Origin of the sequence: Paenibacillus aceris, from assembly GCF_017874035.1 — a bacterium.
In the GTDB taxonomy this organism is placed as follows: Bacteria; Bacillota; Bacilli; order Paenibacillales; family NBRC-103111; genus Paenibacillus_E; species Paenibacillus_E aceris.
The window spans coordinates 108,057-122,087 of the sequence record NZ_JAGGKV010000013.1; the positions used below are offsets into that span (position 1 = coordinate 108,057).

The 14,031-nt window shown below is 46.3% G+C and carries 12 protein-coding genes; all 12 read left to right on the forward strand.

The window, feature by feature from the left end; all coding sequences use genetic code 11:
- Positions 1-178: 178 nt before the first annotated feature.
- The 12 genes from J2Z65_RS22190 (at position 179) to J2Z65_RS22245 (ending at position 13,908) form a co-directional block, all read left to right on the forward strand.
- Positions 179-3,352, forward strand: coding sequence for an S-layer homology domain-containing protein (locus J2Z65_RS22190; protein ID WP_167058407.1), 3,174 nt, complete (start codon positions 179-181; stop codon positions 3,350-3,352).
- 218 nt (positions 3,353-3,570) lie between these two features.
- On the forward strand, positions 3,571-4,299 hold the full coding sequence (locus J2Z65_RS22195; RefSeq protein WP_167058410.1) for a (Fe-S)-binding protein: 729 nt from the start codon (positions 3,571-3,573) through the stop codon (positions 4,297-4,299).
- Positions 4,296-5,810, forward strand: coding sequence for a LutB/LldF family L-lactate oxidation iron-sulfur protein (locus J2Z65_RS22200; protein WP_167058413.1), 1,515 nt, complete (start codon positions 4,296-4,298; stop codon positions 5,808-5,810). The genes J2Z65_RS22195 and J2Z65_RS22200 overlap by 4 nt, the downstream gene beginning before the upstream one ends.
- A complete protein-coding gene (locus tag J2Z65_RS22205; protein WP_167058416.1) occupies positions 5,807-6,532 on the forward strand; it encodes a LutC/YkgG family protein in 726 nt (241 codons plus the stop codon). The genes J2Z65_RS22200 and J2Z65_RS22205 overlap by 4 nt, the downstream gene beginning before the upstream one ends.
- Before the next feature lie 14 nt (positions 6,533-6,546).
- Complete coding sequence (locus tag J2Z65_RS22210; RefSeq protein WP_167058419.1) at positions 6,547-7,254, forward strand: FadR/GntR family transcriptional regulator; 708 nt, start codon at positions 6,547-6,549, stop codon at positions 7,252-7,254.
- A gap of 24 nt (positions 7,255-7,278) precedes the next feature.
- Positions 7,279-8,028, forward strand: a complete 750-nt coding sequence (locus J2Z65_RS22215) for an IclR family transcriptional regulator (RefSeq protein WP_167058422.1) — start codon at positions 7,279-7,281, stop codon at positions 8,026-8,028.
- A gap of 280 nt (positions 8,029-8,308) precedes the next feature.
- On the forward strand, positions 8,309-9,082 hold the full coding sequence (locus J2Z65_RS22220) for an SDR family NAD(P)-dependent oxidoreductase (protein WP_167058425.1): 774 nt from the start codon (positions 8,309-8,311) through the stop codon (positions 9,080-9,082).
- Between the two features lie 50 nt (positions 9,083-9,132).
- Positions 9,133-10,041 carry a fumarylacetoacetate hydrolase family protein gene (locus J2Z65_RS22225; protein WP_167058428.1) on the forward strand — a complete coding sequence of 303 codons (909 nt, stop codon included), beginning with the start codon at positions 9,133-9,135 and terminating at the stop codon, positions 10,039-10,041.
- Positions 10,038-10,355, forward strand: a complete 318-nt coding sequence (locus J2Z65_RS22230) for an L-rhamnose mutarotase (RefSeq protein WP_167058431.1) — start codon at positions 10,038-10,040, stop codon at positions 10,353-10,355. The genes J2Z65_RS22225 and J2Z65_RS22230 overlap by 4 nt, the downstream gene beginning before the upstream one ends.
- Entirely contained in the window at positions 10,352-11,179 is an 828-nt protein-coding gene (locus tag J2Z65_RS22235; protein ID WP_167058434.1) for an amidohydrolase family protein, read from the forward strand. Before J2Z65_RS22230 ends, J2Z65_RS22235 begins: the two co-directional genes overlap by 4 nt.
- Positions 11,180-11,195: 16 nt before the next feature.
- Positions 11,196-11,966 carry an SDR family NAD(P)-dependent oxidoreductase gene (locus J2Z65_RS22240; RefSeq protein WP_167058438.1) on the forward strand — a complete coding sequence of 257 codons (771 nt, stop codon included), beginning with the start codon at positions 11,196-11,198 and terminating at the stop codon, positions 11,964-11,966.
- A gap of 34 nt (positions 11,967-12,000) precedes the next feature.
- Positions 12,001-13,908 (forward strand): DUF8034 domain-containing protein, encoded by a 1,908-nt coding sequence (locus J2Z65_RS22245; protein ID WP_167058441.1) that lies wholly within the window; start codon positions 12,001-12,003, stop codon positions 13,906-13,908.
- Positions 13,909-14,031 lie beyond the last annotated feature (123 nt).

Here is a 14,031-nt window from a genome sequence, read left to right on the forward strand (position 1 = left end):
ACATTTCTAGTATAGAATGGATGATCGAAAAAAAACATGTTCATAAGAAATTCATAATTTGATAAAAATGAAGACGTTTATCTTCATTATCGCACATTTCAGATTCAGTATGTACATAACAAAATTCTACATATACAGCTAAACTGAGGAAAATACAATTGGGGAGGAAAAATAGAAAATGAGAAAAAAATTTAAGCTAATAGCATGCATTTTATTGGCATGTACTCTGCAAACGTCGGTAGCAAATGCCGATGACGCAATAACACCTTCTAGCAGTATTGAGGGGAAAGTGGCAACGGCAATAAAATCTTCATCCGATTTTAAGGATCTGGTCAATGTAGAAGCCGATTTGAAGGTTAAGATCGACGCCTTGTTAAAAGCCGGCATATTTGAAGGTACAGAGGCAGATGTTTTTGGTATTAACGAAAACATGACGCGCGCCCAATTTGCGAAGGTTCTCGTTCTTATTTTTGGGACAAAAGTTGACGATACATTGAAACTTTCTAGCTTCCCCGATGTTAAAGCTGACGACAAAGCAAACGGTTGGGCGGTACCGTATATTGAAGCTGCAAAAAAGGCGGGTTTTATCGACGGTAAATCTGAGACAACGTTTGATCCGGGCGCTAATGTTACTCTGGGGGAGTTCGCGACCGCTCTAGTTAAGGGCTTGGGCAAAAAGATCGATGTAACTTTAACTCCGTGGTATAAAGACGCTATCGGACAAGCTATAGCTGCTAAGCTGCTTTCGGAAGGAGCTGAAGGCTCAAAGTATGCTACACGTGCAGATCTGGTATTAGGCGCATATGAGGGACAGAAAGCTTATCTTAGCGCTAATCAGCCGGCCAAAGTTTCTTTGACGGCAGTTAAAGCTAGTGGCGCACAAAAGATTGATGTGACGTTAAATCGCGATGTCGATACCTCGAAAGCTACCTTTACTGTTGAGAAAGGTACTTTGACAATTAGCGCAACCGCTGTATGGGCCGCCGACAACAAGTCGGCAACACTGACACTGAATGATACGAAGCTATCGAGCGGGGATTATACGGTTACTCTTGGCGGATTGGATGCATCTGCTATCGACCAGGCTACGGCTTCATTCACAGCTCAAGATGAAACTATGCAAAAGCTGGATTTCGTTTCGACAAGCGATGTACTCGCCGATGCCAAGAATATTGTAGTAAAGATCAAGGCGACGAACCAATATGGTGAAAATGCTTCATTCTCGGCAGGATCTTATTCCGTTGTTGCTGGTAATAACAATGACGTAAATCCGCGTCTTAGCAAGTCAGCCGATGGCACATTGCAATTGAAGCTCGATACAAGCTCCTTAACCGGAAAACAAGAAAATATATCCAGGTTGCCAGTCACTGTCTGGTTCAACGATACACATATCTCCCTTACAAAAACCTTTACTCTCGGAAATGTGCCATTCGTAACAAAAATGGAAATTGGTGATGTTACCTATAGTAGCGGCACAGCTATTAATAAAAAAGGTGAAACGGCGACAATAAGTCTAAATTTGTATGACCATTACGGCGGAATGTTGGGCAGAGACAGCGATGCTTACAAAGATGCTAATCTACAAGCCATTTTTAATCCATATGAGGAAAACCTTATGACGGAAATAGGAAATTGGGATTCGGGCAATTCGAATGCCCCGCAGCTTCGGGTTTCGCTTAAGAATGATATCGAACAATCCGTTGACTATAACTTGTTAGTTCAGTATCAGGGAGCTACCGCTCAGAAGAAAATCAGTGTAAAATCGGCAGCTTTAGCAACTAAAGTTCAGCTTGGGGACTTAAGCGGAGTTATTGCTGCAGGAGACACGGATATTTATATTCCTGTAATAGCATTTGATGCTAATGGGAACCAACTGAGTGTGGAGGATCTCATAAGTGACACGAATATAAACCGTATTAAGGTCATAGTATCTGGTGCAACATTCGAATCTAACATTCTAAATTATGGAGATCATAAAGGCACGATTCATTTGAAAAATATTACTGTAAATGCTAGAGGAGTTGTTTCTGTATCGGTAAACATCGCAACGGCAGGAGCGAACAGCTTTGAGACGAAACAGTATATGGTGGGCTCTGTCCGGGTCCCGGATCATTTGAAAGTTGCTACGGAACCGACTAAGTATATTAATCCAGGAACCTACAGCAGTTTCGCCATTCAAGCGATCGACCAATATGGCTCTAATATGGACAGTTCTTTTGTAACTGACGCAAACGGAAATCTGCTCCTGGGTGTTACGGATACAAGCAGAGTCACGGGAAATGTATATTATTATGTAACATGGACGCCTAATAACTTGGTATCTGGGAAAAAGTGGATATCTACTGATGCAGACGGAGGTGGATTAATTGGTACGGCAGAGAATTATGATGCTGTCAATAATATTGCGACTTATAAAAATATCATTGCAGATTCCAATGGTTATGGTTTGAAAAATGATCAATTCGATTTGATGCACAATACATATCGATTATATACAGATCTCGGGGCAACCGGCTCCTTCGGTTTTACTGCTAAACTGATGAAGGTTGGGACAGATGGAAGGGAGACTGTTATCCATACAGTAACTCGCACCGTAAATGTAACTTCAGGCAGCGATAATTTGACGTATTCAATCAATGCAGTCCCTACGTTATTTAATGCGCTCAACAGCGGTGTTATCGAAACGACTAACTATGACGGAATCAATACTTTGACGGATGAGACACAAAAAGATGCAAAAGACAGTAAATTCGGCCGTGAAGTGACAATCTCGGCTGTCACCGCTGCTGGGGATTCCGTTGCGCTTGTCGCTAAACAGATTTCCGCCATTTCCAGCTCCAATATGTCAGTTGCTAGGGTAGTATATAGTAACGGGCAAGCATTTGTAATCGGAAATGCCGCTGGAACAGCGGCACTTAATATAAGCTACAGGGTAGCCGACGGTTCAACCAAAACGTTGAAAACAACAGTAACAGTGAAGAATGACTCTCTCGGCGTCGATCACGTTACAGCCGGAAATACCGGTGTGCAAACAATAGGATTAACGGGTAGCAATGCATGGAACGTGATGGATCTGCAAGTTTATGATAATTACGGGGTCAATTTTGAAAAGATGGATGGACTTAAGTACAACTATTTATTCGGAGTCGTATTCTCAGTGGATCATATCAAACCGATAGATAGTACCAAACCATCGGGAATGATTCAAATTGACCAGTTTGGCAACATAACGATTAGCAAAGCCGATGGTTCGACTGCAGCAAGTGTTTCTGATGCAAACATTTCCGGCTTTGATTTAACGGGGGCTTCGGCAAACGGAAAATCAGCTACGACTCCTGTAAAAGTTCAGTAACTCAGTTCATCGCACTGCTAAGGAACACGAATAATTGACGGCCTTCATTCTCCATTTTTTGGTGAGAAGGTCGTCTATTTGTTATTTGGTTGCGGCTGCAAAGCTTGCAGCGTGGCGCTTTATAAAAGTGCGAAAGAATAAACCTTTTAAAGTGCTGTGCTTTATGTTAGTATCATGTTGTCTGACAACCTGATATATTTTTGAAAGTGGTGCATTTTATGAAAATATCATTATTCATTACCTGCTTAAGTGACGCTTTATACCCGAAAGTCGGAGAGGCGATATCTCGAATTTTGAGCGATCACGGCATTTTGCTGCACTTCCCGACCATTCAAACTTGCTGCGGGCAGCCTGCTTACAACAGCGGCTACTGGGAGGAAGCAAGGGCAACGGCGAAAACAATATTTGCTGCTTTTGAAGATAGCGACTTCGTCATCTCGGCCTCAGGATCTTGTACGTATATGATTCATCACTATGCGAATCTCTTCAAGGATGATCCAGAAATGCGGGACAAAGCCTTGCAATTACAGAACAAAACATATGAGTTCACGCAGTTTCTCGTAGGTGTACTTGGTATAACTGATCTTGGAGCGAGGTTTCCGCATAAAGTTACGTATCATCCCTCCTGCCACGGCAGCAGGCTTCTTGGTGTGAAGGAAGAACCGCTGGCATTGCTGCAGCAGGTAAGGGAGTTAGAATTAGTGCCGTTGCCTTTTGCCGAGGATTGCTGTGGATTTGGAGGGACTTTTGCTGTGAAAATGGCGGATATCTCCGGGGCCATGGTGAATGAAAAAGTGGATCATGTGAAAGAAACGGAAGCGGAGGTGCTTGTCGGCCTGGACATGGCCTGTCTGATGAACATTGCCGGCAATCTGCGCTTTCGAAATGAACCAGTCAAAGTTATGCATCTGGCTGAACTGTTATATGAAGGGGTGAAAAAAGCATGAGTCAAAAAGAAGCAGCAGGGAAGACAGTCAAGGAGCGAGCAGATCAAGCACTGCACGACGAGTTCCTTCGCAAGGCGGTTATGTTTACGACAGAACGGCTGCGGAGCGGTAAACTCAAAGCTGCGGAAGAACACGGGAACTGGGAGGAATGGCGTGAAAGAGGCAGGCAAATTCGGCTGCATACCATAGCCCATCTGGATTATTACTTACATACGTTTGCTGAAAATGCTCGGGAGAACGGTGTCCATGTTCATTTTGCCGAGACGGCTGTTGACGCTGTGAAGCTATCCTTGACCATTGCCAAAGAGAAAGCGGCCCGAACCGTCGTTAAGTCCAAATCCATGGTTACAGAGGAACTGCACTTGAATCAGGCACTTGCCTCCATTGGCGTTGAAGCCATTGAAACGGATTTAGGCGAATATATTATTCAATTGGCCGACGAAACGCCCTCCCATATTATCATTCCAGCGATTCACAAAAACCGGTTTCAGATTGCTGATTTATTATCTAAGGAAGCAGGGGAGACTCTACCGCCAGATACGACGATATTGGCAGGATTTGTCCGCAGAAAGCTGCGGGAAAAATTTCTGGAGGCGGATATTGGCATCACGGGCTGCAACTTTGCTATTGCGGAAAGTGGGTCTATTGTTCTGTTTGAAAATGAAGGCAACGCGCGTATGGTTTCCACCGTGCCCAAGACACAAATTACACTCATGGGCATGGAGCGGATTATACCAAGTTGGATGGATTTGGAGGTCATGGCGACACTGCTGCCGCGTTCGGCTACCGGCCAAAAGCTGACCGTCTATATGTCCGGAATTACAGGCCCACGGCGTGGACCCGATGCAGACGGTCCGGAGGAGATGCATATTATTATCGTCGACAACGGGCGTTCTTTGCAGCTTGGCGATCCGGAATTTCAGGAGCTGCTCAACTGCATCCGCTGCGGGGCCTGCCTGAATGCATGCCCTGTTTATCGTCATATTGGCGGTCACGCATATGGCGGCACCTACAGCGGACCGATTGGGGCGGTGTTAACCCCTGCGCTCCAGAAGAACACAGCGGATTGGGACGACATTGCCAACGCTTCCAGCCTATGCGGCGCGTGTTACGAAGCTTGTCCTGTGAAAATACCGCTCCACGATATGCTTGTCTCACTGCGTCGTCGCAAAGTGGAGCAGGGGCATGGCGACAAACTTGAACAAGTCGGGATGAAAGGCTTTGCAACCATCCTGGGAAGCGCGAAGCGATTTAATACCGTATTGAAACTAGCACGTATCGGCCAAAAGATGGTCGTTCGCGATCAAGGTATTCGACTGCGCGTAGGGCCATTAAAAGGATGGAATACGTATCGAGTTGCGCCTAGTCTGCCTAAGGCTTCTTTCCGAGACAGCTGGGGTACGCTTGAACACCAAATACGTCAAGAATTTAAAGGAATAGACCCGGTTTTGCACAGTCGTATGCAAGATGCGTTGACGAAGAGAAAAAAACAAGGAGGACATCAAGGATGAGTGAGCGCAGTCAAGCATGGCTGGCACAATTGGACTCTCAGTCAGTTAAGGAACAAGAGCGGTTTATGAACGGCATTGCCAGTAAGCTGGGGCGAGCAAGAGTCGTAGAGAAGCCCGTGCATCCCTATCGGGGAGCACCAGATTTTTGGCATAAATTCGAATGGCCGTTGGAAGAAAGAATTGAGCAGTTTACGACGAATTTTCAAGCGGCAGGAGGCTATGTTGTTAGGCTTTCTTCGATGGGGAAAGCGAAATTAGCGATAATCGATATCGTGCAATCATTAGGCGTTAACAAGATTATCCATCAGGATCAATCTGAGCTGCATGCCCTTCATCTTAGCGATGCGTTATCGGAAGCGCAGATATCCGCGTGGAACACGGACAGACGGGAAAGCTGGAAAGCCGCGGCTGCCGCGGCCGACCTTGGTATCGTTCTTGCGGATGCTGCAGCGGCTTACACCGGATCGCTAACTGTGTTATCATCAAAGGAAAAGGGGAGATCGGTTAGTCTTCTTCCTACATCTTTGATCGTGATTCTTCCTGTGGAACGGCTGAAGACCCGACTAGGGGAGATTCTGACTCATTTCGATCAATCGGCAAGGAAGGATCTTCCCGCTGGCATTCACTTTATTTCAGGTCCCAGCCGTTCGGCGGATATTGAGAACGATTTGACCATAGGTGTTCACGGCCCTGGTATCGTGCATGTGCTAATCATCGGGTAAAAGAGGTTATAAGCATGGAAGTCAATAAGCTGCTCAAACGCAATCATTATGACGAAATGGCTGATCAAATCAAGCAAATGATTCTGCAAGGGCAACTCCAAACAGGAGATAAACTCCCGTCTACGAAAGAACTGTCCGAGCGATTTGGAGTTGGACGTTCCACGGCGCGGGAAGCACTCAGCGCGTTAAAAGCCATGGGACTTATCGAAATCCGACAGGGAGGCGGCTGCAGAGTGATCAGCCAAGTGCCAACCGAAGTATTATTGCCGGAGATGGCTTCCTTGCGGATGAATCGAACGACGCTACTTGAATTGATGGAAGTCAGGCAATCCTTAGAGGTGTCGATTGCCGCGATTGCCGCCAAGAATAGAACAGAGAAGGATTTGCATCAGCTTCATCTCGTTCTGAACGAAATGGTAAGCGCTGTAGGTAATGATATTGAAGGCGAGAGAACGGATGTATCCTTCCACGTGATGCTGGTTCAAGCCACTCATAATGCCATTATGGAACGAACCTGTCAATCCATCATAAAGCCGATGGAAGTGATGATACGGGATATTCGCCGAGCTGAATTGTACGCCAATCAGGATGTGGCCATTCAGCTTTTGAAAGAACATACACGGATTTACGAGGCTATTCGCAGTGGGGATCAAGAGCAGGCATCGCAAGCGATGAGATCGCATTTGGAACATGTGGAAAGCATCTTGGTCAAATATATTTGACACTTAGTACTGTGAGGGATAGTCATGGAAAGAAAGTATTGGGTTCCAGCGCTAGAACGGGCGAACAATGTGCTTCTGGAGCTTGCGGGACAGCCCTCCAAGCTAAAGCTTATGGACTTAAGCGCAGCAACGGGTATTAATAAAAGCACTATGTTCTCCCTTTTACAAACGATGGAAACGCTGAATTGGGTGAATAAGGAAAAAGGGGATACCTATTCACTTGGCTCTGTTTTCGGTATAATCGGCAACGCTTATTTTGCCGGAATGAATCTGGTGAAGCAGTTTGAAGAGAGAGCGAATCATTCCATAGAGCGGATTGGCGAGGCGATACAATTAGCCAGGCTGGAAAAGGGGGAGCTTGTCTATTTGGCCAAAAAAGAGGCAGCAACGCACGTCCGACTGATCTCGGAGCCCGGCATGCGTTTGCCTGCTTACGCAACGGCTATGGGTAAAGTGCTCCTGTCGGAGCTGGACAATGATCAAGTACTTGCCTTATATAAGGAAGGCGGTTATCAGGCCTTCACACCCAATACGGTTCAGTCGGGAGATGAGCTGTTGAAGCAGCTACAAGTCGTGAGAGAGCGCGGCTATGCCATCGATCTTGAAGAGATTGCCCTTGGTTTCTGCTGCATAGCTGTGCCAGTTGTTGATCGAAACGGCAGCAGAATCGCCGCAGTCAGTTGCTCGATGTCTGTTCATCAATGGCCGCAGAAGCAAGAGCTGGCGAAGCAAGAGATTGAGCAACTGGCTCATGCCTTGTCGGCTACTATATAAATTCTTGAAGTTATCATTTCTACGTCCCACAAAGTCTGAAAATGTAAATTAAAGCTTGCTGTTAAGCCGAGCGTGATTCAGGTACCCACTCCTGATTCGTCGCGGCTTTTTGCTTTTCAAAAGACGCTGTAGGTCTCTGTTTTGCTATGTAGACCAGCATTCGGTTATTTTTAACGGATGCTTTTTGCGTTGACTCCTTGTGGAGCGGATGCTAAACTAATTTATATATTTAAATTAATAAACTAAGTTTATTATAATAAACAAAAAGGGTGGAAGACCGATGAGATTAACCGATAAAGTAACGTTGATTACGGGTTCCGGATCAGGAATTGGTAAGAGCACAGCGCTTCTATTTGGCAGAGAAGGCGCATACGTGATTGTGAATGATTTAGACGCAGCCAAAGGGGAAGAAACAGTTGCGGAAATCCAATCAAACGGTGGGAGAGCCATTTTTCTGCAAGCGGATGTGACGGATCCAGTCTCTGTAAAGAACATGGTGGATAGCGCTGTTTCGCAATGCGGACGAATAGATGTGCTTTTTAATAATGCAGGTATTAGCGGGGTAGGCGCTCTGCATGAATTGGAGCCTGAGCAGTGGGATCGGGTTATCCATGTGAATATTCGCGGTGTGTTTTTACCGTCCAAATATGTCATCCCTTATATGATGGAGCAAGGCGGCGGGTCGATCATTAACATGTCCTCCTGTATTGCTGAGATTGGGTTAGCCAAACGCGCTTCCTACGCAGCATCAAAAGGGGCTGTTCTAGCGCTGACCAAGTCGATGCAGGTAGACTATGCACCTTACCACATTCGGGTAAATGCGCTGCTGCCGGGCACGATTTTAACGCCGTTTGTTGAGAATTATTTGAAAACGTCCTATGATGACGCTGAGGCAGCTATTGCTTCTCTCAAAGGAAGACAGCTCAGTAATGCTCTCGGTAAGCCGGAAGATGTGGCTCAAGCGGCGTTATTCCTGGCTTCCGATGATTCCAAATTCATGATGGGCTCACCGCTGTATATCGATGGCGGGGTAGTTTTCGGTAAAAATGCATAACCGGAGTATTTACCGTTCAAATTATCAATTCACAGAGAGGATGTTTACTTTTGAAACTTGTAACAATTAATCGTGCTGGTGAGTATCACCTTGGTGTCAAGCTATCGACATTTGTGGTGGATATTGTTGAAGCTTTAAAGGTTTTTCCTGAAGAGGACATGCCTACTGACATTATGACAGTGATCGGTCATGCTGATAGATATAGTCCTATGCTTGAGCGTTATATCAAAAGAGTGACGGAATGCTCTGAGGGGGTAAATACGTTCCTTTTAGATGAAGCTCAAGTGACATTTGGCCCCTGTGTTACGCATCCGGGCAAAATCATTTGCGTAGGCTTAAACTATCGCAAACATGCGGAGGAAACGAATGCCCCGATTCCGCAGTATCCGATTTTGTTTAACAAGTTCAGCAATACGCTTGCTGGCCATCAAGATGAAATTCCTCTTCCTTCTCGGGTAACGAATCAAGTCGATTATGAAGCTGAGCTGGTCATCGTAATCGGGAAACAGGCTAAATATGTGGCGAAGGAGCAGGCATTAGACCATGTGTTTGGCTATTGTAACGTCAATGATTTGTCTGCGCGCGATTTACAGATGCGTACCCATCAGTGGCTGTTAGGGAAATCCTGTGACAAGTTCAGCCCATTAGGTCCATATTTAGTCACTTCCGATGAAGTGGGCGATCCGAATCAATTGGATATCAAGTGCACAGTAAATGGTGAGATTAGACAACATTCCCATACCTCCGATATGATTTTCCACTGTGATGAAATTGTCAGCTATATTTCACAACATATGACGCTATCTCCCGGTGATATCATATTAACGGGAACACCGGAGGGTGTCGTTCTTGGTAAACCGGTAGATCAACGCGTGTATCTGAAGGATGGGGATGTCGTCACGATTGAGATTGAAAAGCTGGGCGCATTGACGAACCGCATGGTGGATGAACGGTTATGAGTAGGACGATTTCTGTCAAAAAAGCGAGATTAAAAGAACATATGCTTCAGCAGTATATCAAGCTGCATGACGAAATTGCCGACACCATTGTAACTAATTTAAGGACGCAAGGCATCGTGGATCTTAAGATTTATCGTCATGGTCTCGATATCTGGATGATCTTTACGATAGATGAGCAGATTCGGCAGCAGAGCGGCAGCTTTGATGAGTCAGCTGAAGCCATATGGCAGCAAGAAACAGGAGAATGTTTTGATTGTTTTTGGGAAGATGCCGAGCTTGTCTATACGTTGTCCAAAAGGAGTTCTGATACATGAGAATTGATGCCCATCAGCATTATTGGACGACGAGCCGTTCAGATTACGGTTGGCTTACGCCGGAAAACAGTGTGCTGTACCGTGATTATTTACCTTCCGACCTTAAGCCTGCTCTGAAGCATAACAGAGTTCAGAAAACGATAGTTGTTCAGGCGGCGCCGACTGTTGCAGAAACGAAATATTTATTGGAGCTTAGTGAGCAGGAACCAACGATAGCTGGGGTTGTCGGTTGGCTGGATATGGAGAGGGAGGACTTCGAAGATCAGCTGAGTGAGCTTCGGCGTCATCCCAAATTTGTAGGGATCAGACCCATGCTGCAGGACAGGGAGCCTGAATATTTGTTGAGTCCTAAGTTGATCAAAGCTTTTGCGATTTTGGAGGAACAGCAGTTTCCGCTGGACTGGCTTGTTTATCCCAAGCACTTACCGAATGTAGGTAGGATTATGGAACAATTCCCTCGCCTGCTCAGTGTAATTGATCATTTGGGCAAGCCATCTTTTGTCCAAGGTAAAATGGAGCCATGGCAGACGGATATCGCCAAGCTGGCGCAATACGACAACATGTACTGCAAAATGTCCGGCATGGTGACAGAAATGGAAGGAACGTCAGCTCCACAGGCTTCCTGTGACCCCTTCGTTCAACACTGTCTGGCCGTCTTTGGGGAAGATCGCGTTATGTTCGGTAGTGATTGGCCGGTTTGCCTGCTAGCTGCCGAATACAACCAAGTCATTGAACTACTCACAGCAGCGCTGCCATTGCCTTATACAGATGAGGCCAAGAAAAAGCTGTTCGGCGACAATGCGAGCAGGTTCTATAAGCTTTAAAGGAGAGATGAGGCATATGCTTTCAGACAAAGTAGCCATCGTTACAGGCTCTACAAGCGGAATAGGCGAGTCTATCGCTAAGACATTAGCCAAGCAGGGAGTTAAGGTGCTTGTGACTGGCAAAGAACAGGAGCAAGGGGAACGAATTGTTGATGCAATCAAATCAGAGGGAGGAGCAGCTTGTCTTTTTATTTCAGACTTGCTGGACCCGAGAACACCGGATCAATTAGTTGAGCTGGCCGTCAGTGAGTGGGGACGAGTAGACATCATCGTCAATAACGCCGCCATGGTTTGCAATAAACCAGTCGAGGACATTACGCATGATGATTGGGATAGGCTGTTTACTGTGAATCTGAAGGCACCGTTCTTTCTCGTGCAAGCGGCGCTGCCTTATTTGAAAGCACATAAAGGAACGGTCATTAATATTAGCTCCATTAACGGCAAGCTGAATGATTACCACAATCTTGTCTATGATACCATGAAGGCAGGACTTAACCATATGACGAGCGGACTTGCGCTTGATTTTCGCAAAGAGGGAATACGCGTCAATGCTTTAATGCCGGCAGGGGTGGCTACACCTTTGCTCGAGGGCTGGTTTAAACAGCTTCATGCTGACCCGGAAGAAGCGAGAAAAGCAGCTGAAGCTGTTATGAATGCACCAAATGTAGCTTCTCCGCAGCAGATTGCCGATGGCGTGCTTTTTCTGGCAGGAGGATTGGCCTCTTGGGTGAATGGAGCTGTGATTCCGATTGAAGGTGGCTTTTCGATTGGGCATCCACAAGCATAAACGAATATCGTAAGCAGTTGGAGGGAATGAATAGATGATAACGATTACAGCCAATCGGTCGTGGATACCTACGGAGTGGGCGCTGCTTGAACGTAAGTTGTTTACGATTTTGGACGAAGCAGCCGTCGAATTTGTTAACAGATATGTCAATGAGGATGACACCTTGCTCTGGCGGAGAGATTGGCCGGGGATGGACGGCTCTGACGATCCGTATGAAGGCTTTATGAATCTAGCTTTGTTGTACGTGCTAGGCGGCAGGGATGAGCTGAAATCGATTTCCCGCAACATTTGGGAAGGAATCACATGGCAATTTACCCAATATGGCCAGCTACACCGCGAGTTTGACGGCTATTATGATTGGATGCATCACGGCGAGGGCTATTTATATTTTTATTTCCTTGGACTCGTGGAGCCGGATTCGCTTAAAAATAATCAAAGAGCAGTTAATTTTGCCCGTATGTATACGGGGGAAGACAAGGAAGCGAGCAATTATGATGCAGCTCGCCATCTCATCCGTTCTCCTATCACTGGCAGTCGTGGCCCAAGGCATCAAACAACTGGCGAGGATTGGTGTACACATCGCGGCATCCTGGATAACTATCAGGCACCCTTTGAGGATATTCCGGGTGTAGATTTTGCCAGCGGCAAGTGTCCTTGGTCTGATGATCAAGTTTACGCCAATATTATCCAGAAGTTCAATGAACGCATGGCCAAAGGGGATGTCCCGCTAAACTTAAATGCTACAGGGTTGATTACGAACGCATTTCTATATACAGGGAATCCTGCCTATAAGAAATGGGTGTTGGATTATGTAGAAGCCTGGTCAGACCGGGCCCGTAAAAATGGCGGTCTCATTCCTGACAACGTAGGTCTTACAGGTGCTATTGGGGAGTACAACGATGGCAAATGGTGGGGCGGTTATTATGGTTGGCGTTGGCCTCACGGCTACATGACAATTATTGAACCGATTGTAAACGGGGTCATGAATGCTGTATTGCTTAGCGGGGATACCTCCTATTTGGACCTGGCTCGCTCACAGATGGATCGCATTTGGGAACTTGGTAAGGAGCAGGAAGGCAAATGGGTGGTTCCACATAAACATTTCGATCAAGGCTGGACGGATTATCGTTCGCCGAACCCAAACTATCCAATCTATCTGTGGACAGTTTCGATGGACCAAGCAGACTATTCCCGCGTTGAGCGCATTCAGATGCCGAGCTTCTATACCGATATTGAAGTTCCCATGTATTCGGGCGGCAACCCTGTTACGAAGAAAGAAACGAAGCATTATATCGCGAACACGGTTCCTTGGTTCCACTATATGCAGGATAATAGTGAGAGTCGAAATTATCCGGAGCGCATTCTTCAAGCCAATATAGCGTTGGTTCAGCGTCAATTGGCAAAAATGAGATCAGAGGAAGGCGATCCGCATGGCTGGATCACGGATGATTTTAACGAAGGCTCCTTATCAAGCATTCATAAGTGGCAGGAGATGTGTCCTGTCTACTTCGAGGGCTTGCTGCAACTGACACTCGGTGCTCCCATGCACATTTCACATGGCGGCTTGCAGCATGCACGGGTTCGTTATTATGATGCGCAGAAGCAGCGTCCCGGACTTCCGCCGGATGTGGCTGCTCTTGTCGAACGCATTACCAATCACGAAACCGTCATCACGTTAATCCATACGGGGCTCGATGAGAGTAGAGAAGTTGTGATTCAAGCAGGCTCATTCGGTGAACACACGTTTACCCATGCCACTTGGTCCGATCAGAATGGTGAAGAAATAGGCTCATGTGAAGTCGGCGATAAATGGCTGCAAATTAAGCTGGAGCCGGGCTTGGGGTTGCAGCTCAAGCTGCGCACAGTACGGTATGCGAATAGTCCGTCTTACGCAACTCCTTGGTCCAAACCGGTTTCTTTAATTCAGGGAAGAACGCAGTAGTTTTGAACAGTCTAAGGTTACATCCACCGGAACAACAAAGTGCTTCCTTTAGCGGGGGCACTTTTGTTGTTCTTTGTTGACTTATCTTGTTTAGGCTTTCAACGGCCCTGTATAAATATCTCC

Bases quoted from the DNA above. Each gene is read 5' to 3' on its own strand.
- J2Z65_RS22210 (WP_167058419.1), top strand. From the start codon at position 6,547: ATGGAAGTCAATAAGCTGCTCAAACGCAATCATTATGACGAAATGGCT.
- J2Z65_RS22240 (WP_167058438.1), top strand. From the start codon at position 11,196: ATGCTTTCAGACAAAGTAGCCATCGTTACAGGCTCTACAAGCGGAATA.
- J2Z65_RS22220 (WP_167058425.1), top strand. From the start codon at position 8,309: ATGAGATTAACCGATAAAGTAACGTTGATTACGGGTTCCGGATCAGGA.
- J2Z65_RS22205 (WP_167058416.1), top strand. From the start codon at position 5,807: ATGAGTGAGCGCAGTCAAGCATGGCTGGCACAATTGGACTCTCAGTCA.
- J2Z65_RS22245 (WP_167058441.1), top strand. From the start codon at position 12,001: ATGATAACGATTACAGCCAATCGGTCGTGGATACCTACGGAGTGGGCG.
- J2Z65_RS22230 (WP_167058431.1), top strand. From the start codon at position 10,038: ATGAGTAGGACGATTTCTGTCAAAAAAGCGAGATTAAAAGAACATATG.
- J2Z65_RS22190 (WP_167058407.1), top strand. From the start codon at position 179: ATGAGAAAAAAATTTAAGCTAATAGCATGCATTTTATTGGCATGTACT.
- J2Z65_RS22235 (WP_167058434.1), top strand. From the start codon at position 10,352: ATGAGAATTGATGCCCATCAGCATTATTGGACGACGAGCCGTTCAGAT.
- J2Z65_RS22215 (WP_167058422.1), top strand. From the start codon at position 7,279: ATGGAAAGAAAGTATTGGGTTCCAGCGCTAGAACGGGCGAACAATGTG.
- J2Z65_RS22200 (WP_167058413.1), top strand. From the start codon at position 4,296: ATGAGTCAAAAAGAAGCAGCAGGGAAGACAGTCAAGGAGCGAGCAGAT.
- J2Z65_RS22195 (WP_167058410.1), top strand. From the start codon at position 3,571: ATGAAAATATCATTATTCATTACCTGCTTAAGTGACGCTTTATACCCG.